Consider the following 23704-nt stretch of genomic DNA (forward strand, 5'->3'; position numbering starts at 1 on the left):
ATTAAATGGTTTAACAAGTAAGGATTCAAGATAATGTATGTAAGATGAGTATAAATCGTTATAAAAAAATAAAGAAGAGCACCATTATATAATACTCTTCTATGAATCAGTACACCATTTATATATTGTTGATGTTTGTGAGTCATGAACAATTAAATGGTTTAACAAGTAAGGATTCAAGATAATATATGTAAGATGAGTGTAAGTTGTTACAAAAAATAAAAAAGAGCACCATTATAGGGTACTCTTTTATGAATCAGTACACCATTTATATATTGTTGATGTTTGTGAGTCATGAACAATTAAATGGTTTAACAAGTAAGGATTCAAGATAATGTATGTAAGATGAGTATAAGTTGTTACAAAGAAATAATTAGTCAGCAAAAGCAAAATGATTAGCTCTTAATGGAAAATGAAATGCATTATTAGAAACTCATGATATAAACAACTAGGTTGTGAAGATTAAAGTTTTTCAAAAAACTTCATTTGGTATTACTCTAGAATGGCATTATTGAACTTATAAATTAATATGCCTTTTCGTTTATTGACAAAATAAACGCGTTGATAGGAGTAATAACGTATTCCTTTAAAAATACGCTTTTTCATTAGGGAATTAATCTAAGCACTAGATAAATAGATGCGTATACTTATATTATGTGAGTTGTGAATGTAATTAAACTGAATTTTTATAGTTTAATTATTAGTAACTATTTTTATTCTAAGAAAAATGGATATTTAAAAATATTCAACACCATTACAATTGAGTGTTTCTTAGTATAAGAATATTCTCTCAAAATTATTAAATAAGGAGGAAATATATGAAAAATAATGGTTGTTTTGATCATAATAACTGCAATCCGATTGTTTTTTCAGCAGATTGTTGTAAAAATCCACAGTCAGTTCCTATTACTAGGGAACAATTAAGTCAATTAATTACTTTGCTAAACTCATTAGTATCAGCTATTTCAGCATTTTTTGCAAATCCAAGTGATGCAAATAGAGTAGCGTTATTCAATTTGTTTAATCAATTTTTAATTTTCTTAAATTCCTTATTACCTTCCCCAGAAGTTAATTTTTTGAAACAATTAACTCAAAGTATTTTAGTTTTATTACAATCTCCAGCTCCTAATTTAGGTCAATTGTCAACATTATTGCAACAATTTTATAGCGCACTTGCACAATTCTTCTTCGCTTTAGATTTGATCCCTATATCCTGCGACTCAAATGTCGACCCTGCAACTTTACAAATTCTTTTTAATTTATTAATTCAATTAATCAATGCTACTCCAGGGGCAACAGGCCCAACAGGTCCAACAGGTCCAACAGGTCCAACAGGCCCAGCAGGAACCGGAGCAGGTCCAACAGGTCCAACAGGTCCAACAGGCCCAGCAGGAACCGGAGCAGGTCCAACAGGAGCAACAGGCCTAACAGGTCCAACAGGTCCAACAGGTCCAACAGGTCCAACAGGTCCAACAGGTCCAACAGGTCTAACAGGTCTAACAGGTCCAACAGGCCTAACAGGAGCAACAGGCCTAACAGGTCCAACAGGTCCAACGGGTCCAACAGGAGCAACGGGTCCAACGGGTCCAACAGGCCTAACAGGTCCAACAGGCCTAACAGGAGCAACGGGAGCTGGAGCAGTTATTCCGTTCGCATCAGGTGGGCCAGTAGCATTAGCAACTGTTTTAGGTGGATTAGCAAACACAGGAGCACTTCTTGGATTTGGAAGTTCATTCTTCCCTGTAATTGTCCCACCTGGTGGCCCGATTACTATAGGTCCTGTACCTCCAGTATTTGATTTCGCATTTGTAGCTCCTCGCGCAGGTACAATTACTTCGTTAGCAGGATTCTTTAGTGTAACTGTAGCGGTTGCTTTAGCATTAGGAAGCATACAAATTCAAATGCAGTTGTACAGCGCACCAGCAGCAAGTAATACTTTCACTCCAGTAGGTACACCGTTACTATTAACACCAGCATTTAGTGGTCTTATTGCTATCGGTAATACTTCAAGTGGTATTAGCGCACAAGCCATTGCGGTCGCTCCACAAGATAAGATATTACTTGTTGTTTCATCAACTACACCTGGTTTTGATATAGCTACTGCTATTACAGGCTTCGCAAGTGCAGGAATAACATTCGTATAATCACTTGTAAGTTTTGTAGTTGAAAATTTTGATATAAGAAAAGAGATTGTCAAAAAAGTATCCTCAGATTAACTTTTGAAGACAGTCTCTTTTCTTTAATTGTTTTTATACTTTATGTCTGGTGAAAATGATTAAATATACTATGAGAATGTAGTGTGATTGTGTTAAGTTAAATGATCACTGCTAGTAAATTACACAGTAATAGGCATAAGAAAAATGAAGGTTTCCAACCTATTTGGGATACAGAACTAATTTCATACACATATAAAGGCATATAACTAAAATGTTTTAAATTTTAGTCTTACATATGTAGGATTGAGAAGTGGGAGGGTTATATAATGAAGTATATGAGTATCAAAGAATTAAATAATGATTACATTTATACTATCCTTGGAATGAAACCAGGTAAGTTTTATAGAAAACGTAAATCAGGTATCATCAACTTTGCTACAGCGCTTGGCATGATTTAAAAAGTAATGGAATTTTAGGAGTACTGTTCGGGGCACTATTTAGGGCACTTAATTAGGTGCCTTTTTACATTGGAATCGGCGGTACGATATTTCTACAGTTAATTGTTCTTTGAAAAAAGAATACTGTGGGGATAGCGTAGCTCCTTTATCAAAACGTTACTTGGTCGGAATGGACGGAGAAAAAAGGAAGAAAAAGACGAAAAGCTTAATTGATTTTATATATCCAGCCACGGTGCATGAGTGTCGTGGCTGGATATCAGGAAACTTTCCGAGTGCCAACAGGAAAAAGTGTTGGTTTTTCATATAAATCTCATAATTGAGAATTGGTTTAAATAACCGGTGCACCAACAGCAAAATGTGATTCATATATTTGCGCACATTTTGCTCACGTACTATATAAAAAAGTATGAAAATCTATAAAAATAATTATTTCAATAAAATTTATTCTAGATATTAAAAAGTGCCAAAACCCTTGTGGTATAAGGGGTTTGGCACTTTTGTGTTTTTTATGTTTTATCAAATAAACAATTCTAAAACTGCTCATTCTTTTCCCAAGATTCAACGATATAATGTGCAATCGTCGGATTGAAGCCTTTACCAACTAAAAACATAATGGCAGCAACTTCTGTTAATGCGTGTTCATGTGATGTATGTTTTGCTTCATTTAAACCGTAATCTACCCATGGTTTTACGAAATCTAGTACGGGTTTCTTGAAAGGTAAAAACTGTGTACCGACAACTTGTTGAATTTGTTGTTGTGTTGGTTCAGTAATTGGTCCAGGTGGCAATATTTGTGGTTGTGTAATGTCTAGTGTTGGTCCAGGCGGTAAAATTTGTGGTTGAGTTGGATCTATTGTTGGTGGTTTAGGTGGTGAGACACGTGCGTCGTAGTTTGGTTGATACATTTGTTGTTGGTATTGCGGTTGTTGTGGTTGAGTTGTGTATGGGTTTTGTGGTGCTGCATATGGATTTTGAGGATATTGTTGTTCTTGGTTTTGTGGTGCTACATATGGATTTTGAGGATATTGTTGTTCTTGGTTTTGTGGTGCTACATATGGATTTTGAGGATATTGTTGTTCTTGGTTTTGTGGTGCTGCATATGGATTTTGTTGATATTGTTGTTCTTGGTTTTGTGGTATTACATATGGATTTTGAGGATATTCATAATTTGGACGTGCGTCATATGGATTTTGTTGAAATTCAGTTTCTTGGTTTTGCGTTGTTGCATATGGGTTTTCGTCATATTGTGGTTCTTGCTGTTGTAACTCTTGTTCTTCGTATTGTTCTGTGTATCTCTGTTCTTGTTGTTGAGGATACAATGGTTGCCTTGGATAAGGCGGTTGATTATTATAGAACATGTTTATTCCTCCTTCATGATGATGCCTACCACCTAGTGTATGGGCGGACAAGAAAATATGTGATGAAAAAATGCGGGCGTGTTACAATAAGTAACTGGGTGAAGATAAAATGACAAAACAAGAAAAAATTCAAAAAACAATTACTTTTGTAAAACATATTTTAGAAAAAGATGCGAGTGGGCATGATTGGTATCATATTGAACGTGTACATAAAATGGCGATTTCTTTATCTGAGCAAGAAGGTGGAAATCGTTTTATAATTGAAATGGCAGCATTACTTCACGATGTGGCAGATGAAAAGCTAAATGAAAGTGAAGAAGCAGGAATGAAAAAAGTTTCTGATTGGTTAGAAGAGCTGCGGGTTGAAGAAGAGGAAAGTAAACATATTCTTCATATCATCGCCAATATGTCTTATAAAGGTGGCCATGGCGGCACATTAGAGTCACTTGAAGGGAAAATTGTTCAAGATGCGGATCGTTTAGATGCTCTTGGTGCAATAGGAATTGCTCGTACATTTGCATATGGTGGGGCGAAAGGGAGATTAATGTATGACCCAACTATTCCGCCGCGTGAAGAAATGACGAAAGAAGAATATAGAAAAAATAATGATCCATCTTTAAATCATTTTTATGAAAAACTTTTGAAATTAAAAGATTTAATGAATACGAATGCAGCAAAACAAGAGGCTGAAATTCGTCATCGTTATATGGAACAGTTTATTGAACAATTTATGAAAGAGTGGAATGCACAAATATGAAAATGTTAACTGTGGAGAACTTATCAAAATCATATGGGGAAAAGCCGTTATTTGATGGATTATCATGTAGTATTACAGAAGGACAACGTGTCGGAATTATTGGTGTAAACGGAACTGGTAAATCGACATTATTAAAAATTATTGCAGGATTAGAAACTCCTGATACAGGTGATATGACGCATTCACGTGGGTATACAATTAGTTATTTATCACAGCAACCAGAGTTTGATGAAAAACTGACAGTATTAGAGCAAGTGTTCCATGGTGATACACCTTTAATTCGTCTTCTTCGTGATTATGAAAAAGCACTATTAAATATTGAAAAAGATCCAAGTAATGAAAAAGTACAGGAACAATTATTTGCAGTGCAGCAACGTATGGATGCAATGAGTGCATGGGAAGCAAATGCAAATGCGAAATCTCTTTTAACGAAATTAGGAATTACGGACTTCACTGCAATTGTTGGGAACTTATCTGGTGGACAGAAAAAACGTATCGCAATGGCACAATGTTTTATTGAAACACCTGATTTATTAATTTTAGACGAGCCTACGAACCATCTTGACCATGAGACAGTTGAATGGTTAGAAGAATATTTAGCGAGATATACAGGTTCGGTATTACTTGTAACCCATGATCGTTATTTCTTAGATCGTGTGACGAATCGTATTTTTGAATTAGATAATGGTAAATTATATAGCTACGAAGGAAACTATAGTACATTTTTAGAAGCGAAAGCACTTCGTGAAGAGCAAGAATTGGCACAAGAATCGAAACGCCAAAATTTATATCGTCGTGAACTTGCTTGGATTCGTCGTGGTGCAAAAGCCCGTTCTACGAAACAAAAGGCGCGTATTCAGCGTTTTGATGAGCTAAAGGCACAAGAAGGACCAGCTGCAAAACAGTCAGTTGATATTGCACTAAGCGGAAGTCGTCTAGGAAAGAAAGTACTTGAGTTAAAAGATGTAACGAAAAAATTTGGCGATAAGACGGTATTACATAATTTTAATCATATTGTGAAACCGGGTGATCGTATCGGAATTATTGGGGCGAATGGAAGCGGGAAATCTTCCCTATTAAATATGCTTGCAGGTAAGTTATCTCCTGATAGTGGTGAAGTTGAAGTAGGACAAACTGTAAAAGTTGCTTATTATACGCAAGAAAATGAAGAGATGAATTTAAATCAGCGTATGATTGAATACATTAAAGAGATTGCAGAAGTTATTCATACGACAGATGGAAAAGTAATTGGTGCATCTCAAATGTTAGAACGTTTCTTATTCCCGACGCATTCACATGGTACACCACTTGGTAAACTATCTGGTGGTGAAAGAAGACGTTTATATTTATTACGTATTTTAATGGGAGAACCAAACGTACTTTTACTTGATGAACCTACGAACGATCTAGATACACAAACATTAACAGTACTAGAAGATTATTTAGAAGATTTCCCAGGTGTCGTTTTAACTGTATCGCATGACCGTTACTTCTTAGATAAAGTAGTAGATGAACTGTTCATCTTTACTGGTGGAGGCGAAGTGCGTGAGTTTTTAGGTAGTTATACAGATTATTTAGAAATGGAAAAAACGAGAGAACTTATGGAGAAAGCGGAAGTTCAAAAAGAGAAAAAAGTTGTAGAAGAAGCTCCAAAACAACAACGTAAACGTAAACTTTCATACAATGAACAGCGTGAATGGGAAACGATTGAAGATACAATTGCCGAACTTGAAGAGAAAATTGAGTCAATTGGAGAAGAACTTGCGAAAGTTGGATCTGACTTCACAAAGGCACAAGAATTATCTGAAGCACAGCAGAAAACAGAAGAAGAGCTAGAAAAAAAGATGGAAAGATGGAGTGAACTATCAGACATCGTTGAAGGATTAAAATAAAAACAAGCTGCATATATTGAAAAGTAAAGAGAAAAACTTTACACTATTGGTAGAACCTATTTTAGGAGGGAAAAAATGAGAACATCTAATCCAATGTTGAAAAAAGAGGCATTCCGTAAAGAGGGAGCAAGCGCTTCTGCGATGACGATTGGCGGAACAGTAGGCAAAACGTTTATTATGCTTATCTTGCTACTTGCAACGTCTGTCTATTCATACATACAGATGATGCAGGGGACGATGAAGATGCCAGTATTAATTGGTGCTTTAATCGTTGCGGCAATCATCGCATTCGCGTCTATGTTCTTCCCGCGTATTTCACCTTTTGGTGCACCAATCTATGCAGCGGTAGAAGGGGTTGTGTTAGGAAGTATTTCAGCAGTTTATACAATGAAATTTGGCGATTCTATCGTTTTAAATGCTGTATTACTAACAATCTCAATTCTATTTGCAATGTTAGTGTTATATGCAACACGCGTAGTAAAAGTAACGGATAAATTCCGTACTGGCGTTATGGCAGCAACACTTGGAATTATGGTTATGTATTTAGTCGTATTCCTACTAAATATGTTTGGTGTAACTGTTCCATACATTCACCAAGGTGGTACAATCGGTATTATTATTAGTGCAGTTGTTATTGTAGTTGCTGCATTAAACTTATTACTAGATTTCGATTTAATCGAAAATGGTGTACGTAGTCAAGCTCCGAAATATATGGAGTGGTATACTGCGATGGGACTAATGCTTACATTAGTATGGTTATACTTAGAAATTCTTCGTTTTGTTTCTTACTTTACGAAAAATGACTAATAAAAAAATCCTGCATGAAAAATGCAGGATTTTTTTATTTTCAAAGATATATTGAATGTATGGTATAATATGGATGTTAGCAACTTGAAGTGAAGGAGATGGAATATGATGAAAGAGAAGAAGGGGATTATGAAAAAACTATTTTCTAAAAGTTTTTTCATAGAACTAGATGAAGCTTTAACGTATCCATCATCAAAAGTTATTACTTCAGCGATTGAAGGATATGCAGCTGAATGCAATGAAAGACTAAAATTTGAGAGTAAAGTTAAACCGATTACTTTCTACTTAGAAAATGCAATGTACCGTGCTGAAATAAAGATGGCTCACGGAGGATATTACATATCTTGTACTGAAGTGTAATAAATTTTGAAACCATACATGTTTGAACTATGTATGGTTTCTTTTTTTGTTTTGTAAGGTCTAAAATAATACTTTTTACTTACGGATATATCATTTTGTGCTTTTTACCATTCAAACATTTCTCCTTACAATGAAGAAAAACATGTGAGGTGGTATAACTTATGATGAATCGAGTTGTATTAATCGGTAGATTGACAAAGGAGCCAGAATTATACTACACAAAACAAGGCGTCGCTTATGCACGAATATGTGTTGCGGTGAATAGAGGATTTCGAAATAGTTTAGGTGAACAACAAGTCGATTTTATTAATTGTGTCGTTTGGCGCAAATCGGCTGAGAATGTAGCTGAATATTGTAAGAAGGGGTCGCTCGTTGGGATTACAGGGCGTATTCAGACTAGTAATTACGATGATGAACAAGGCAAGAGAATATATAGAACTGAAGTTGTGATTGAGAGTATTACCTTTTTGGAGAGAAGGCGGGAGGGGGCATCGTAATAAAAGGTGATTTTAAGTAATAGCTTCGGAAAAAATTGTGGAAAGTATTTTAATAAACTTAAAGAGGGGATACCGCCAGCTTTTTTGAAAAAATAAGTAAAGAGTATATAAAATTTTAGAACGTTTTTTGGCTAATCCAGTAACAAACGAGAATCGTAAAACCCATCACAGGATAGGAATGTATAAAAAGATGAATCGAGTGATAGAAAATAAAAAAAGGATCCTTTCTGAGAGTAAGGAATCCCCTTTTTTATTGTTTCTTGCAAGTAAATTATTTAAATTCTTGTCTATATAATTTAAACGAATAAATAGCTCCAACGAAGAATACAAAGGTTTCAAATAATATAAAGATTTGACGGAAATTCTCAATATCTTTACCAACTAAAGAGATAAATATGCAATTCATTAGAATTTGAGTAGTAAACATACAAGAAATAATTTTTAAATAAATAGGATTTGTTCTTTCATCTGGTTTACCAATTTTTTTGTAAATAATAATAAGTGCAATTACTGAACCCAAAAATAGAAGTGCTGTAAGTCCTACAACGATATTGAAATTGCCTGTACTTTCTAACATCCATTTATTTAATAAATCAATCATTATTATCTTCCTTTCCTACATAAGAGAATATTTCGTTCTTCTTTTTCACTATAATAAAAAAAGAAAAAGGAAAACATCGAACTTTCTTACAAACATTCGTGTATTCTTACAGTTTTGTCATTTTGCAAATGTATTCATCGCCTTGTCTTTCACTATTTTCTTTGGAAAACATAGTGAATTACGAGAAAGAGCGCTACAAGATCAACTTCCGAGAACGAAAAATATGTAAATAAGCTATCCATATGGATAGCTTATTATATTTTTTGCTTAGCGTGTTTTTTTCAAAAATAATGGCGATGCCTCAAGAAATGGATAAAAAGTAAAAATCATCGGAAACGAAAGCTTTTAAAATCCCGTTCCTAATTTAAAATGTAAAAAGAATGAAATAGTATGGTAGCGGGAAGAAAGTAGTAAAATTAAGCATCCGAGTAGGAGTATAGAGTGATAACATGTTACAATACAGCTAAGAACATGCAATAAAGGAGAGTTTTTTACGTGAAGATTAAAGCAATTGAACCGACGCCAAGTCCAAATACAATGAAAGTTATTTTGAATGAAGTATTACCATCAGGAGCGCGTAATAATTATACAAATGAAAATAAAGAACAAGCACCAATGCAAGTGCAAGAAATTTTGAAAATTGAAGGCATTAAAGGTGTATATCATGTAGCCGACTTTTTAGCAGTGGAGCGAAATGCGAAGTATGACTGGAAAGTTTTATTACAACAAGTTCGTGCTGTTTTCGGCGAAGAAGTATTGGAAGAAAGTGAAGAACAACAACTTGCTCATTTTGGAGAAGTGAAAGTGTTTGTTCAAATGTTCTTTACAATTCCAATGCAAGTAAAGTTAACAGATGGAACGACGGAAGCACGTGTTGGTTTACCAGATCGTTTTAAAGAATCAATTATGAAAGTGCAAATGTCTGCACCAAACGTTGTAAAAGAGCGTAAATGGGTAGAACAAAGTACACGTTACGGTAACTTTGAAGAAATCGGGAAAGAAGTAGTAGAAGAGATTGTTGCTGCTTATTCAGAAGAACGTGTAAATGAAACGGTTAAAGAATTATTAAATCAAGCAGGTGCTGTTGAAGTAACGATTCAAAAGCGTGAGCCATATAAAGTAACAGAAGAGATGATGAAAGATTCTGACTGGAAAAACCGTTTTGCAGCATTAGAACAAATGGATCCTACTGAAGAAGATATTCCAGTGTTGAAGATGGCGTTAGATGATGAAAAAGTTTCAATTCGTCGTTTAGCAACAGCGTATTTAGGTATGGTAAAAGGTGATGAAGTATTACCGTTATTATATAAAGCTTTATTAGATCGCTCTGTAAGTGTTCGTCGTACTGCAGGAGATTGTTTATCAGATGTAGGTGATCCGGCAGCGATGTTCGTTATGATTAAATCTCTGAAAGATCCAAGTAAATTAGTACGCTGGCGTGCAGCTATGTTCTTATTTGAACTTGGAGATGAAAGTGCGATTCCAGCATTAAAAGCAGCGCAAGATGATCCAGAGTTTGAAGTAGCCATGCAAGCACGTCTAGCATTAGAGCGTATTGAAGGCGGAGAAGAAGCAAAAGGTTCTGTATGGAAACAAATGACGGAGTCTCGTAAAGGGGAATAATATATGATTGTTTTCTATGATAGTTGGTGTCCGATGTGTACGGCCGTTGCAGAACGTACGAAAAAATTAGATAAAAAGGGTAAGATGGAATTTGTTTCATTTCGAGATGAAAATGTAGTTGAGAAGTATGAACTTTCTCAAGAACTACAAAGCAAGATGGAACAAAGATTGTATATTTTAAAACATAATAAGTGGTATGACGGTATTCAGAGCATAGATGTATTAGCAAAGGCCGTTCCATCTTATTGGTTTGCCGTTCCTTTTATAAAGCTATCTATCGTACTTGGTTTTGGAAGTAAAGTATACGATTATATCGCTAATAATAGAAAACTTGTTCCAGTGGGGCATTGCCGCGGTGGGGTTTGTGAAATCCCTACAAAAAAATGAAATCATCGTTATCTTTCTTTTGCACCTATTAATAGAGCGTGATATGATGAATTTGGAATGAAAGTTGAAGGAGAGATTACAAGATGTCAAATGCTTATGAAGAATACATGCGCCAAATGGTAATCCCAATGCGCCAAGAGTTAGTGCGTTCTGGGTTTGAAGAGTTAACTACAGAAGAAGCTGTAACAGAATTTATGGAAAATACATCAGGTACAACTTTAGTAGTTGTAAACTCTGTTTGTGGTTGTGCAGCTGGTTTAGCACGTCCATCAGCAGGTCAAGCGGTTGTTCGTGCTGAAAAACAACCTGATCATCTTGTAACTGTATTCGCAGGTCAAGATAAAGATGCTACTGCAAAAATGCGTGAATACTTCGGAGAAATTCCTCCATCTTCACCATCTATGGCATTATTAAAAGGAAAAGAAGTTGTTCACTTCATTCACCGTCATGAAATTGAAGGTGCAACTATGGACGAAATTATTACGAACTTAGAACAAGCTTTCGAAAAGAATTGCTAAAGAAGGGGGAGAGTAAATCTCCCTCTTTTCTTTATATAGAGGTGAAACAATGATCGTAACAACAGCAGGAAGAACGAATAAAGAAATGACAGATTATGCAAAGCAGGTAGCCGCAGAATTAAATCGTTCATTCGTTAAACGTAATGACATACCAGTGCATAAATTACATGAGCAGTATCAACAAGATGTGCTTGTCGTAGGGAAGAACCGATTAGCTATTTATCCGAAAGGTACGGAAGAATCATTTTTCTTTCATCCGAACTCAGCGATGTTTCGTGTGAAAAGGTTAATGCGTGGAGAACACGATCCGTTTGTACAAGCCACGCAATTAGAGAGAGGAATGACAGTGTTAGATTGTACGCTCGGGATGGCATCAGATAGTATTGTAGCTAGTTATGTTGTTGGTGAAAGCGGAAAAGTAACAGGACTTGAAGGCAATGAGTATATGGCTTATATTATGGAAAATGGTTTGAAAACATGGTCTTCATCCGTTTCTGAAATTGATGAAGCAATGCAAAGAATTCAAGTAAAGCAAACGGAGCATTTTTCATTTTTAGCGCAATGTGAAGACAATAGTTACGATGTCGTTTACCTTGATCCGATGTTTGAAGAAACTGTCATAGAATCTGATGGAATTAAAGGATTAAAACACTTCGCTTTGTATCATGATATTACTGACGAAACAATTGCGGAGGCAAAACGAGTGGCGAGAAAACGTGTCGTTTTAAAAGATCATTTTCGTAGTTCTAGATTTGAAAAACACAATTTTCATGTATACAAAAGAAAAAGTGCTAAGTTTCACTTTGGTGTAATTGACCCTTGCTAATTGTTTGAAAAGATGTATAATAAGCAATAATTAATTAAATATACTGTCTGTGATGAAGAGAGTAGTCTTTTTTAGAAGGAAAGCGAGCTAGGGATGGTGTGAGCCTAGTACGGAAGAAAAAGATGAAGCGCACTTCGGAGATGCTTCTTGAACGAATAGTAGAGAAAGCCGAGGCCCCCTGTCCTCGTTATAAACGGGAAAGTGGTTCGTAACGAACAACAAGGGTGGTACCACGGGTTAAAACTCGTCTCTTTTTTAGAGACGAGTTTTTTGTGTTTTAAAAAATAAGGAGGTTGTATCATGGATTATAAAATGCAGTTTGCGGAAAGTTTATCTAATATTTTCACGAATGAATTAACGCAAAAACAAATTTTAGATTTAATTGAAACACCGAAACAAGATGAATTTGGAGATGCAGCGTTCCCATGCTTTTCATTAGCGAAGCAATATAAAAAAGCACCAGCTCTTATCGCAAAGGAAGTTGCTGAGAAATTCAATGATCCGTTTTTTACGAAAGTAGAAGCCGTTGGTCCTTATGTAAATGTATTTTTCAATCGTGAAACTGTAAGTGATGCAGTATTAAAAACAGTTTTAGCGGAGAAAGAAGAGTTCGGTCAAAACCACTTTGGCTGTGAAAAAACAGTAGTAATTGATTATTCCTCTCCTAATATCGCGAAACCTTTTTCGATGGGGCATTTACGTTCTACAATGATAGGAAATTCGCTGAAACATATCGCTGAAAAATGTGGCTATGAAGTTGTAGGGATTAATTATATAGGAGATTGGGGAACACAGTTTGGAAAGTTAATTACGGCTTATAAAAAATGGGGAAATGAAGCAGTAGTTAAAGAAGATCCAATACGTGAGCTATTTAAGTTATATGTCCAATTCCATGAAGAGGTAAAAGACGACGAAGAACTAGAAGAAGAAGGACGTGCTTGGTTTAAGAAACTAGAAGAAGGTGATGAAGAAGCGGTAGAACTTTGGAATTGGTTCCGTCATGAGTCCCTTAAAGAATTTTCTCGCATTTATGAACTTCTCGGCGTAGAATTTACTAATTTTCAGGGAGAAGCATTTTATAATAATTTAATGGAAGATTTTATTGGGATTTTAGAAGAACATGAGTTGCTTGAAGAATCAGAAGGTGCATTAGTCGTTAATTTAGAAGAAGAAGGAATGCCGCCTTGCTTAATTAGAAAATCAGATGGTGCGACGATTTATGCAACGCGTGACTTAACGGCAGCTTTATATCGTCAAAACACTTATGGGTTTGATAAAGCGCTATATGTTGTTGGTCCAGAACAAAGCTTACATTTCAATCAATTTTTCACCGTATTAAAAAAACTTGGCTATACTTGGGTTGATGGTATGGAACACGTACCGTTTGGCTTCATTTTAAAAGATGGTAAGAAAATGTCGACACGTAAAGGAAGAGTTATTTTACTTGAAGAAGTACTCGAAGAAGCAATCGAACTTGCAAAACAAAATATTGAAGAGAAAAATCCAAACTTAAAACAAAAAGAAGTAGTAGCAAAGCAAGTCGGTGTTGGTGCAGTCATCTTCCACGATTTAAAAAATGAGCGTATGCACAATATTGAATTCTCATTAGAAAACATGCTGAAATTTGAAGGAGAAACAGGCCCGTACGTACAGTACACACATGCACGTGCTTGTTCTATTTTAAGAAAAGAAAGTGTAGAATTTGAAACATGTACATTTGCTTTAAAAGACGATCATAGCTGGAGTGTCGTAAAATTACTAAATAAATTCCCGCAAATAATTGAAGCAGCTTTCAATAAAAATGAGCCATCGTTTATTTCGAAATATATATTAGATGTAGCACAATCATTCAATAAATATTACGGTAATGTTCGTATATTAGAAGAGAGCAAAGAAAAAGACAGCAGACTCGCATTGGTTTATGCTGTGACGGTTGTATTAAAAGAAGGATTACGTTTACTTGGGGTGGAGGCACCTGAGGAAATGTAACATAGTAGTTAACTGACAAACTGGGTCTAGTATAAACCTGGTTTGTTTTTTTATTGGATATATATTTTTTTTGCAAAATCAATTAAAATCTTTTTAGAGAGGGTGATTCATATTGATTCGAACTTTTATTTTACAAATTCCTTGTCATAGAAGATTAGATAGGAGTTTTTTTAAACTACAAAAGTACATACCTTTATGTGCGCGTTGTACAGGCATGCTTATTGGTATTTTAATGTTTCCAATTTATTTTTATATGACACCTTCATTTCTTTTGGCAATCATACTATCATTTTTCGCTCAAATTCCGTTACTTATCGATGGGTTCACCCAAAAGTGGAAATGGAGAAGTAGCTCAAATTTGCTAAGAATAACTACTGGTGTATTAAGCGGTAATGGTATGGGATTATTCATTTCATCTACTGTTATATGGATATTATCTTAAGATATATAGTAATGGAGGTATTTACATAGATGTTCTGGATTTATTTAATTCTAATTTTTATTTCAGGCGGAAGTGGAATTGGTTTTATGACTCAAAATAAGTATACAGAAGCAATAATAGCTTTTGTTATTTGTATACTATTGTTTGGGCTACTGTATTATTATCTTAAAAGAAACAAAAGAAAGAGAAAAGCAGATTGTGACGATTTAGACTGTACGGATTGTTTTGATTGTGATTGTACTTGTTAAATTTTTCTTCCAAATAAAAAGCTAGTGTATTTTTAATAATACACTAGCTTTTTGCTTTGAAATTTTAAGAAAAGTGTAGGAATACGGCTATTATATAGAGAACTTTAGTTTTGTATATAAAAGGAGGCGGGAAAATAATCTGTTTTGAACCACATTGGATTTCTAATATGGCTTCTTATTTACTAGATGGGGAGAAACAATCGGAATTTATTCAGCTAGGTGTTTTGCAGAAATTATTTGAAAGTGATACGCAAAGAAATGGTAAAGATGGCAATATAGGCATGAAAATACCGATATATTTAAGTGAATTAGGTGTGAAAAATATTGAATGTAGAGTAAGCGATAAAGTGAACTTTTTAGATTTAAATATGCATCACAATGATAAAAACGATTTGTATCAATCATTAAAAGAAGAGGGGATTGCAGGTGATCCGGGTGATAAGCAACAATTTGTAGAACGTTTAATAGCCAGAGGATTAATATATGATAATGCGCTAGCTCAATATGAAGCTGAACTACGATTTTTTAAAATATTTCATGTGTATTCTTCTTTTGTATACGCTCCCAATATGAAAATTAAATTTGGTGACATAGTTTGTTAAAAGGTATGATGTATAAGGATTGTCGTTTAATGTCGATAAGTCGATATTCGACATATAATCGCTGATAAATGTTAAGAATCGGTCGATATAATTTGAAAATCGCCGATAAAATGAAAGAATCGCTGATATATTTGAATTATCGCCGAGATAATTTTATGTACTAATTTCAGCTTCTACAAGATTAAAATTGCATGTTACGTTATTCCATATAATTAAACAAAATACGGAGAAAAACAATCATTTTTACTATATTTTGTTATAAATTTGAATAATATTAATTAATACGATCCATTATAAGAGATTTTAGTTGAATACATACTATATGGTGTGTAAAATCTAAGCAAGTAGCAGTTTAAATATAAATTCGAGGTGAATGCATGCTAGATTTTAAGCAGTTAGAAACTTGTTTAAAAGACAAGAGATTTGTAGATGGATTACAGGAAATAAATAATGAAATTGCATATATAAAAGAAACGAATACTTTATCCTATGTGAAGAATTGGCTGGCCAATATTCCTTCGCATAAGGAGCTCGATATATTAATTCGCCTTACTGATGAAGGGCTTATGCACCAATACAGTTCATTCCTCATTCGTTACGCTTATAAAAAATTCCCAAATATGAGAACGCTCTCTTTATATTGTGATGAGTTAATTGATGAGCGGAAAATTCTTGAAGCAGAGCAGTTGTTAAAATCTTCTTTAGAAGAGTTAAGTAAAGAAGAAATAGATGCAGATTTCTTAGCGAAAACATACTTTACGTTAGTACGATGTCTTTTAGAAATGAAACGAAACGAAGAAGCGTTAATGTATATGCAAAAAGCAGAGGAGTACAGTACACGCGCAGTGTTTGATAAATGGGGCTACGTTTATATGTATACAGGTGAATGGGAGAAAGCGGAAGAACAATTTATTGCTGGCATGCAGCATGAAGATTGTGAAGAGTTATCTACCTATTTATTATCACAATTGTATGCGAATAAAGGAGAACAAAAACGCGCGATACAGTTAATCGATGATGCAATTGTAAAATTCCCACAAGTACCATATTTTCATTTTGAGAAGATAAAGTATTTATTAGATTTAGAGCAATATGAAGAGATGTTAGCGGTAATAGATAACATAAATACTCAGCTGCCGTATCATGCCTATAATACTTACTTTATACATTTACGTGCAGAAGCACTGTACAAAATGAATAAATTTGCAGATTTACAAAAACTATTAAAAGAAGAAAAGAGTTTAAAAGAATCTTTATATCATAATTTAGAAAAAAATCCGGATGGAAAAAAGGTTCACTTGCCGATAGTTCCTATTGTACAAAAGGATAATTATTGTGTTCCGACAAGTTTAGAGATGATGTTGCGTATATGGGGAGAGAAACGTACACAAGATGAAATAGCAGAGTTTATTTTTGATATGACAGGTTCGAAGTTTTCAGATACTGTTTCTTATTTAGAAGAATTAGGTTATGAATATCGTTATTTTAAAGGGAATGAAGAGAATTATAAGAGACTGATTGACGAAGGAATTCCTGTTTTATTAAGTATAGATATTGAGCATGCTTCACACGTACAAGTTCTATCTGGATATGATGATACATTGCAAGCTTTCTATGTTCAAGATCCAAACTTTATAGAACCAGTTCTTGTGGAATATAGTAAATTACAAGAAAAATATCGTTATACAGGCTGTTTAGCAATCACGTTTGTTCCGAAAGAAAAGAAGGAGCAACTAGCGTTTCTAAGTGAGGAAGAAAATCGTTATTTTAAATCTATTTTTTCTCTTACGGATCATTTAGATGAACATGACAAAGAGGGGATTAGTAACTTAGTACAATTTTTAAAAGAAACGAGTGATAATCCAAATACGTGGTTATATACGATAAAGCACTTAGATGTTGAAGTAGATAAAGAATTTATTTTATATTGTATCGATAAGTTAATGGAAAAGTTTCCGAACTCGGACTTTGTTAAATTGCATGGTGCACAGTGTTTTATTCGTCTTCAGGAAGTAGAGAAAGCGGAGCAAATGCTGACAAGCGTTGAGACGAAAAATAATCGTGCTTTATATCATTTAATAAACGGAAGATATGCTTTTGAACAGGAAAGTTATCTAGAAGCGATTTCAAGCTTTCGTTCATCGTTACAATTAGACGCAGATCAGCCTATTGCTTGGAGTTTTCTCGCTTTATCCTATATGTATATTGATCAATCTGAAAAAGCATTGCAATACTCTCAAGTTGCGTTAGAGCGTAGTCCTGAAAGGTTCACTTTAACAAATCACGGTTTAATATTAATAGATTTAGAAAAATATGAAGAAGCATATGAGATCTTTAATGACTTGTTAAAAGAGTATAAATATGAAGCACATGTATGGTATGAACGAGCGAGATGTGCACATCAACTAGGAAAATTATATTTAGCAATAAAAGGGCTTAAAGTAGCGATTCATTTGGATAGTAATGCACCTTACATTTATACGAAACTTTCGGAAATATACGAATCTGATTTGAAGGATGAGGAAAGTGCGAAAGAAATTTTATTAAACGGTATTGAGAATTGTGATGATAAAGCACCTCTTTACGTAAAATTAGGTGACTATCATTTTCAAAATGATAGCTTGGAAGAAGCAGAAGTATTGTATAAGCGTGCTTTAGAAGAAAATGATGAGGATGTTTATTCTCACTTCGGACTTACACAAGTGTATATGGCAAGAGAACAATATAAGGAAGCAAAAGAATATATTCTTGGTCTTGAGAAGCAAATTGAAAAGAGCCAAGATTTCCTCATGAATGCAGGAATGGTTTTATGGGATGCTGAAATTGAACTTGGTGGAAATGAAGAAGGATTTAAAGTAGCGCTATCTAAGTTAGAAAATGGTATAAAGAAAAGTGATTATAATGTAGCAAGTGCGTTAGATGAATATGTGAATCGAATTAAAGGAACGGAATTTGTACAACGAGGTATAGCATTTTTAAGAACGTTACACAAAGAAAGAAATGAAGTAAGTGAGTACGGTTGTTATGCAGGTATTTTATATGAATCTATTGGACAGTACGGCCAAGCGATGAAAAGATATAATAAGGCGATAGAACAAATGGAAACGGCATTACCGTATTACCGAATTGGTGAAACACTTATGGCATTAGGGCAATTGACGGAAGCAAAACAAGCGTATGAAACATGTTTAGAGCTTGATGGGAATTTCGTAGGTGTACATTTACAGCTTGCGGAAATATACGAAAAAGAAGAAAACCGTTCTAAAGAACAAAGTCATATGGTTCAGGCGATGAAAGAAGAGCCGTTGCATATTAATATGGAATATTTAGCACAGCTTTCAGTAGATATGAATCTTCAGGAAGAATTGCTGACTGAACTAGAACAATTAGCGGACGAAGTACCTGAAATATGGCGTTTAGATGCGATTGCATATGTGCATGGTGCGATGAATGAAACAGATAAAGAACAAGCACAGATTGAATACGCGCTACAATTAGATGGTGAGCATATAGAAGTTCTATATCATTATGCAAAAGTATTAGTGAAAAAAAGAAATGTAAAAGCAATTGAAGTTGCAATGAAAGTAATACAAAAAGATTTTGATAATGAACGTATATTTGATGTTTATGTAAAAGCAGTAGAGCAACATAAAAAATTGTCTAACATACGAGATTTTCTTCATACGTTAAAGGTGAAAAAAGCAGAAAGGAGTACAGCATTCATGTATGCTGCAGCTGCGGTTACGGAAATATGGATTGAACGCCAGCTGCATGAACAGCCGAAACGATCTATCATTACGAGAGCTTTTTATTGTATGAAAAATCGTGCGAAAGAAATTTCAATGGTTACTATGATAATTGATTTATATGAAATCTCTTTAAAGTTAAATCCGAAAAATAGTATGGCAGCACAGCGATTTGCGCTATTTTATGAGAATGTAGAGATGAATAAAGAAGCAATAGAGATTCTGCACACGTCACTAGAAAATAAATGGGATTATGACGTAGCGAAGCAACTTGCAAATCTTTTCGTTGAGTGCGAGGAAGAAGATATGTTAAGAGATGCTTTGGAATTAACGAAACAAATGGTTCGAGAACTACCAGATGATTATGATACTCTTCTTCTGCAAGCACAAGTATTCTTTAAAGCAGGGGAAGAAAGAAAAGCAGAAAAGATTATCTTACAATTAACAGAGCAAACACCGTTTGTAAGTAGAGCATTTCTTGCTTTAGGAGAAATGTATCAAAGTCAAGAAAGATTTGAAGAGGCAATTCATGTATTAGAAAATGCTTCTATACATCATCCAAATGAAACAGCAATTCTCCTTTCTTTAGCATCTTCATATCATGGTGCCGGCCAAACGATAAAGGCAGAAAAAATAACAAATGAAGTATTAATAATTGACGAGAGTGATTTGTTAGCAAGATATGATCGTGCTTGTTATTTAGCACAGTTAAATAGAAATGAAGAGGCGAAGGAAGAGCTTGAATTTGTCCTTCGTGAGGATGAATCGGGATTCTTTGCTGAACTTATTGAGGATGATGAAAATTTAGCAGCATTGCGAGAATTTGAAAAGTAATTGTATAAGAATAGGAAAAAAGATAAGGATATATTTTGAATTAGTTGACAATTAGTTGCTAAATGGAATAAAATAACTTTTAACAAAGTATACAAATCTGAAGACGAGAAAGAGTAAAATAGTGAGCTGTTCTCCAGAGAGCCGGTATATTGCTGAAAGCCGGTGTGCAGACGTTATTTGAAAATCATCTCCGAGGAGCCGAGGCTGAAAGTGAGTAAGCCCGGACGGATGTCTACCGTTACAAAGAACACGTATGATAGTACGTTGCTAAGTGCTATTAGTGAAAAAGCTAATAGAATTAGGGTGGTATCGCGGGTAAACCCGTCCCTACTTTATAGGGACGGGTTTTTTGTGTGCTTTAAAATATTCAAAGGAGTGATTGTATATGGAAAAAGTAGATGTAAAAGAATCAGCTGTAGGAAGAGAAATGCGAATTCGCAAACAGTGGAACGAACAAAATATTTTCGAACAATCAATTCAGAATCGAGAAGGCGCACAGTCTTTCGTATTTTATGAAGGACCACCAACGGCGAACGGACTACCGCATGTAGGTCATGCACTTGGACGAACAATTAAAGACTTAGTAGCAAGATATAAAACGATGGCTGGTTATAAAGTGTTAAGAAAAGCGGGATGGGATACACATGGTTTACCTGTAGAATTAGGCGTTGAGAAGCAACTTGGTATTTCTGGTAAACATGAGATCGAAGAATATGGTATTGAACCATTTATTCAAAAGTGTAAAGAGAGTGTTTTCACATATGAGAAGCAGTGGCGTGAATTCACTGAAAGTATTGGTTATTGGGTAGATATGGATGATCCATATGTAACTTTAAAGAATCCATATATTGAAAGTGTATGGCATATTTTGGGGACAATCCATGAAAAAGGATTGTTATATAAAGGACATAGAGTTTCACCATACTGCCCAAGCTGTCAAACCTCATTGAGCTCACATGAGGTTGCACAAGGGTATAAAACAGTAAAAGATTTAAGTGCAACTGTGAAGTTTAAAGTGAAAGATAGTGAAAATGAGTATTTCTTAGGTTGGACAACGACACCTTGGACACTTCCAGCAAACGTTGCGCTTGCTGTCCATCCAAATATAGAATACGTTAAAGCAAAACAAGAAAGTCATGTATACATTGTTGCGAAAGAACGTGTACAAGAAGTATTAAAAGAGAACTATGAAGTATTATCTGTTCATAAAGGCGAAGAATTATTAAACACATCTTATACAGCGCCATTTCCGATGAAAGAAGTTACAAATGGTTACCGCGTTATTGCAGCAGATTTTGTAACGGGAGATAGTGGTACAGGACTTGTTCATATTGCTCCAGCATATGGAGAGGACGATTATAGAGTTGTCCAAAGTGAAGGATTGTCATTCTTGCACGTTGTAGATGAAAAAGGTGAGTATACAGAGGCAGTACCATTTTTGAAAGGGAAATTTGTAAAAGATTGTGACGTGGATATCGTTCGTTATTTAGCGAAGGAAGGTTTACTGTATCATAAAGAAAAATATGAACATAGCTATCCGCATTGCTGGCGTTGTGATTCACCACTACTTTATTATGCAGGAGAAAGTTGGTTAATCCGAACAACTGCAATTAAAGATACATTTTTACAAAATAATGATTCTGTTACTTGGTATCCGGATCATATGAAACATGGACGTTTTGGTAAGTTTTTAGAAAATATGGTAGATTGGAATATTAGCCGAAATAGATATTGGGGAACGCCATTGAATGTATGGGAATGTGAAAGTTGTGATCATCAGTTCGCACCGAAAAGCATTGCCGAATTAAGAAAGCATAGTACGAAAGAAACACCAGAAGATTTGGAATTGCATAAGCCTTATGTAGATGAAGTGCAAGTCTGCTGCGGGAAATGCGGAGGCACAATGAATCGTACACCAGAAGTGATTGATGTTTGGTTTGATAGTGGTTCTATGCCATTTGCACAATATCATTACCCATTTGAAAATAAAGAGTTATTTGAAGAGCAGTTTCCAGCGGATGTTATTGCAGAAGGAATTGATCAAACACGCGGCTGGTTTTATAGTTTATTAGCAGTATCAGCACTATATACAGGAAAAGTACCGTATAAACGAGTGTTATCACTAGGGCATGTTTTAGATGAAGAAGGGCAGAAAATGTCTAAAAGCAAAGGAAATGCACTAGATCCAGTTGATTTAGTAGATAAATTTGGTGCAGATGCGCTAAGATGGGCTTTACTTGTTGATAGTGCCCCGTGGAATGCGAAGCGTTTTTCTGAAAGAACAGTACTGGAAGCGAAATCTAAATTTGTAGATACATTAGTGAATGTGTATAGCTTCTACGTTTTATATGCAAATTTAGATGAGTATAATCCGAAAGAAACGTATGATGTAAAGCTTACGAAATTAGACGAATGGGTATTATCAAGATTGCATAGTACAACGAAAAAAGTGAGAACTGCACTTGATGATTATCAATTTACGAATGCAGCTCGTGAAATTGCAGCACTTGTAGATGAAGTGAGTAACTGGTATGTAAGACGCTCACGTAATCGTTTCTGGGAATCTGGTATGAACGCTGAGAAAGCAGCTGCGTATGAGACACTTCATGAAGTGCTTGTAACAATTAGTAAATTAATTGCACCATTTACACCGTTTGTTGCGGAAGACATTCATCTGAATTTAGAAGGAAGAAGCGTTCATTTAGCCGATTATCCAGTTGTAAATGAATCACTACTTCAACCGAAATTAGAAGCGGAAATGGATGCTGTTTTACAAGTTGTTGAACTTGGAAGAAGTAACCGTAATCAGCATTCTTTAAAAGTAAAACAGCCGCTAGCAGAACTTGTATTACTTGAGCATAACGAGAATGATATGGATTGGGAATCTTATCGTGATATCGTTATGGATGAGTTAAATGTAAAAGCGTTCCATGTTGAACTCGATGAAACAAAATACACATCATATCAATTGAAGCTTAATTTTAAAACAGCGGGGCCAAAATTCGGTAAAAATGTGAATGCAGTGAATGGTTGGCTAAAACAATTATCACAAGAAGAAGTACAAAACTTTGTATCAACAGGAAGAGCAGTTTACGAAGCAACACTAGGAGAAGAAGTAGTTGTAACTGCTGACGATGTGTTAGTTGAGAAAGTTGCAAAATCAGGATTCTCTAATACGACTAACGGACAATATACAGTTATGTTAGATACGAATGTAACGGAAGAATTGTTACAAGAAGGAGTAGCGCGTGAATTCATTCGTGCGGTTCAAGAATATCGTAAACAGTTGAATTTACCAGTTAATTTACGAGTCGATATTATTCTTGATACAGAAGAAGAACTACAGCGAACGTTAACGAACCATAAAGATTTATTGGAAGAAAACTTACTCGTTAAACAATTTACATTTGGTAACTTAACGAACGAAGACGATGAACTTTCTTTAGGTGAAACAAAACTTAGAATTAAATTAAGTGCAGCTAATTAAAGAAAAAAGGAAGTTGGAATGATTCCAACTTCCTTTTTTGTATGATTAGAATTTATTTGACTATACATTCGATAGGACCACTAGCAATTGTCTTTTTTTATAGCGTACCGAACACA

Annotated in this window: 17 protein-coding genes, 3 pseudogenes and 2 other annotated features; of the genes and pseudogenes, 18 read left to right on the forward strand and 2 right to left on the reverse strand. The window is 34.8% G+C overall.

Translation table 11 applies throughout. The features are described from left to right. Positions 1–818: 818 nt before the first annotated feature. Entirely contained in the window at positions 819–2144 is a 1326-nt protein-coding gene (locus ACTFRH_RS07145) for an exosporium glycoprotein BclB-related protein (protein WP_003304248.1), read from the forward strand. Positions 2145–2482: 338 nt separating this feature from the next. After that, positions 2483–2614 (forward strand): annotated as a pseudogene (locus tag ACTFRH_RS07150) (ArpU family transcriptional regulator); the annotation flags it as partial. A gap of 530 nt (positions 2615–3144) precedes the next feature. Here the strand turns inward: ACTFRH_RS07150 and ACTFRH_RS07155 are convergent. Further along, complete coding sequence (locus ACTFRH_RS07155; RefSeq protein WP_000499714.1) at positions 3145–3972, reverse strand: hypothetical protein; 828 nt, start codon at positions 3970–3972, stop codon at positions 3145–3147. Positions 3973–4081: 109 nt separating this feature from the next. Here ACTFRH_RS07155 and ACTFRH_RS07160 point away from each other — a divergent pair, with 109 nt between their 5' ends. The 5 genes from ACTFRH_RS07160 to ACTFRH_RS07180 all read left to right on the forward strand — a co-directional run bounded on the left by ACTFRH_RS07160 (position 4082) and on the right by ACTFRH_RS07180 (position 8285). Then, positions 4082–4729, forward strand: a complete 648-nt coding sequence (locus tag ACTFRH_RS07160; protein WP_000165964.1) for an HD domain-containing protein — start codon at positions 4082–4084, stop codon at positions 4727–4729. Then, positions 4726–6621 carry an ABC-F family ATP-binding cassette domain-containing protein gene (locus tag ACTFRH_RS07165; protein ID WP_000783169.1) on the forward strand — a complete coding sequence of 632 codons (1896 nt, stop codon included), beginning with the start codon at positions 4726–4728 and terminating at the stop codon, positions 6619–6621. Before ACTFRH_RS07160 ends, ACTFRH_RS07165 begins: the two co-directional genes overlap by 4 nt. A gap of 75 nt (positions 6622–6696) precedes the next feature. Then, complete coding sequence (locus ACTFRH_RS07170; protein WP_001260655.1) at positions 6697–7428, forward strand: Bax inhibitor-1/YccA family protein; 732 nt, start codon at positions 6697–6699, stop codon at positions 7426–7428. 105 nt (positions 7429–7533) lie between these two features. Next, a complete protein-coding gene (locus ACTFRH_RS07175; protein ID WP_000975136.1) occupies positions 7534–7788 on the forward strand; it encodes a DUF4318 domain-containing protein in 255 nt (84 codons plus the stop codon). Between the two features lie 161 nt (positions 7789–7949). Continuing rightward, the gene (locus ACTFRH_RS07180) at positions 7950–8285 is read left to right on the forward strand and encodes a single-stranded DNA-binding protein (protein WP_000982014.1); all 336 of its coding nucleotides are present in this window, start codon (positions 7950–7952) and stop codon (positions 8283–8285) included. A 271-nt stretch (positions 8286–8556) separates the two neighbouring features. On the opposite strand, the gene ACTFRH_RS07185 is transcribed toward ACTFRH_RS07180, so the two are convergent. Then, positions 8557–8886 (reverse strand): hypothetical protein, encoded by a 330-nt coding sequence (locus ACTFRH_RS07185; protein WP_000566284.1) that lies wholly within the window; start codon positions 8884–8886, stop codon positions 8557–8559. A gap of 139 nt (positions 8887–9025) precedes the next feature. Between ACTFRH_RS07185 and ACTFRH_RS07190 the strand changes: the two are divergent. The 11 genes and pseudogenes from ACTFRH_RS07190 to ileS form a co-directional block, all read left to right on the forward strand. Next, positions 9026–9100 (forward strand): annotated as a pseudogene (locus tag ACTFRH_RS07190) (transposase); the annotation flags it as partial. A 281-nt stretch (positions 9101–9381) separates the two neighbouring features. After that, the gene (locus ACTFRH_RS07195) at positions 9382–10509 is read left to right on the forward strand and encodes a conserved virulence factor C family protein (RefSeq protein ID WP_000692561.1); all 1128 of its coding nucleotides are present in this window, start codon (positions 9382–9384) and stop codon (positions 10507–10509) included. A gap of 3 nt (positions 10510–10512) precedes the next feature. Continuing rightward, on the forward strand, positions 10513–10896 hold the full coding sequence (locus tag ACTFRH_RS07200; RefSeq protein ID WP_000634872.1) for a thiol-disulfide oxidoreductase DCC family protein: 384 nt from the start codon (positions 10513–10515) through the stop codon (positions 10894–10896). A gap of 83 nt (positions 10897–10979) precedes the next feature. Next, positions 10980–11414, forward strand: a complete 435-nt coding sequence (locus ACTFRH_RS07205) for a BrxA/BrxB family bacilliredoxin (RefSeq protein ID WP_000063706.1) — start codon at positions 10980–10982, stop codon at positions 11412–11414. Between the two features lie 49 nt (positions 11415–11463). Further along, entirely contained in the window at positions 11464–12240 is a 777-nt protein-coding gene (locus ACTFRH_RS07210; RefSeq protein ID WP_000637452.1) for a class I SAM-dependent methyltransferase, read from the forward strand. Between the two features lie 40 nt (positions 12241–12280). Next, positions 12281–12495: a binding site (T-box leader), on the forward strand. A gap of 45 nt (positions 12496–12540) precedes the next feature. Beyond that, entirely contained in the window at positions 12541–14229 is a 1689-nt protein-coding gene (argS, locus tag ACTFRH_RS07215) for an arginine--tRNA ligase (RefSeq protein ID WP_000384908.1), read from the forward strand. A 112-nt stretch (positions 14230–14341) separates the two neighbouring features. After that, positions 14342–14671 (forward strand): DUF2085 domain-containing protein, encoded by a 330-nt coding sequence (locus tag ACTFRH_RS07220; protein WP_000621477.1) that lies wholly within the window; start codon positions 14342–14344, stop codon positions 14669–14671. Between the two features lie 29 nt (positions 14672–14700). Next, positions 14701–14919: a hypothetical protein gene (locus tag ACTFRH_RS07225; protein ID WP_000498604.1), complete on the forward strand. Its 219-nt coding sequence runs from the start codon at positions 14701–14703 to the stop codon at positions 14917–14919. Between the two features lie 116 nt (positions 14920–15035). Beyond that, positions 15036–15521 (forward strand): annotated as a pseudogene (locus tag ACTFRH_RS07230) (methyltransferase); the annotation flags it as partial. Positions 15522–15898: 377 nt separating this feature from the next. Beyond that, the gene (locus tag ACTFRH_RS07235) at positions 15899–20101 is read left to right on the forward strand and encodes a bacteriocin-processing peptidase family protein (protein ID WP_000883852.1); all 4203 of its coding nucleotides are present in this window, start codon (positions 15899–15901) and stop codon (positions 20099–20101) included. Between the two features lie 91 nt (positions 20102–20192). Further along, positions 20193–20433, forward strand: a binding site (T-box leader). A 53-nt stretch (positions 20434–20486) separates the two neighbouring features. Continuing rightward, positions 20487–23588: an isoleucine--tRNA ligase gene (gene ileS / locus ACTFRH_RS07240; RefSeq protein WP_000416529.1), complete on the forward strand. Its 3102-nt coding sequence runs from the start codon at positions 20487–20489 to the stop codon at positions 23586–23588. Positions 23589–23704 lie beyond the last annotated feature (116 nt).

Origin of the sequence: Bacillus cereus group sp. MYBK216-1 (assembly GCF_051916495.1) — a bacterium.
Lineage (GTDB): Bacteria > Bacillota > Bacilli > Bacillales > Bacillaceae_G > Bacillus_A > Bacillus_A thuringiensis_K.

Excerpts from the sequence above, each read along its gene's own strand:
- ACTFRH_RS07145 (WP_003304248.1), top strand. The coding sequence starts at position 819 with ATGAAAAATAATGGTTGTTTTGATCATAATAACTGCAATCCGATTGTT.
- ACTFRH_RS07155 (WP_000499714.1), bottom strand. The coding sequence starts at position 3,972 with ATGTTCTATAATAATCAACCGCCTTATCCAAGGCAACCATTGTATCCT.
- ACTFRH_RS07160 (WP_000165964.1), top strand. The coding sequence starts at position 4,082 with ATGACAAAACAAGAAAAAATTCAAAAAACAATTACTTTTGTAAAACAT.
- ACTFRH_RS07165 (WP_000783169.1), top strand. The coding sequence starts at position 4,726 with ATGAAAATGTTAACTGTGGAGAACTTATCAAAATCATATGGGGAAAAG.
- ACTFRH_RS07170 (WP_001260655.1), top strand. The coding sequence starts at position 6,697 with ATGAGAACATCTAATCCAATGTTGAAAAAAGAGGCATTCCGTAAAGAG.
- ACTFRH_RS07175 (WP_000975136.1), top strand. The coding sequence starts at position 7,534 with ATGATGAAAGAGAAGAAGGGGATTATGAAAAAACTATTTTCTAAAAGT.
- ACTFRH_RS07180 (WP_000982014.1), top strand. The coding sequence starts at position 7,950 with ATGATGAATCGAGTTGTATTAATCGGTAGATTGACAAAGGAGCCAGAA.
- ACTFRH_RS07185 (WP_000566284.1), bottom strand. The coding sequence starts at position 8,886 with ATGATTGATTTATTAAATAAATGGATGTTAGAAAGTACAGGCAATTTC.
- ACTFRH_RS07200 (WP_000634872.1), top strand. The coding sequence starts at position 10,513 with ATGATTGTTTTCTATGATAGTTGGTGTCCGATGTGTACGGCCGTTGCA.
- ACTFRH_RS07205 (WP_000063706.1), top strand. The coding sequence starts at position 10,980 with ATGTCAAATGCTTATGAAGAATACATGCGCCAAATGGTAATCCCAATG.
- ACTFRH_RS07210 (WP_000637452.1), top strand. The coding sequence starts at position 11,464 with ATGATCGTAACAACAGCAGGAAGAACGAATAAAGAAATGACAGATTAT.
- argS (WP_000384908.1), top strand. The coding sequence starts at position 12,541 with ATGGATTATAAAATGCAGTTTGCGGAAAGTTTATCTAATATTTTCACG.
- ACTFRH_RS07225 (WP_000498604.1), top strand. The coding sequence starts at position 14,701 with ATGTTCTGGATTTATTTAATTCTAATTTTTATTTCAGGCGGAAGTGGA.
- ACTFRH_RS07235 (WP_000883852.1), top strand. The coding sequence starts at position 15,899 with ATGCTAGATTTTAAGCAGTTAGAAACTTGTTTAAAAGACAAGAGATTT.
- ileS (WP_000416529.1), top strand. The coding sequence starts at position 20,487 with ATGGAAAAAGTAGATGTAAAAGAATCAGCTGTAGGAAGAGAAATGCGA.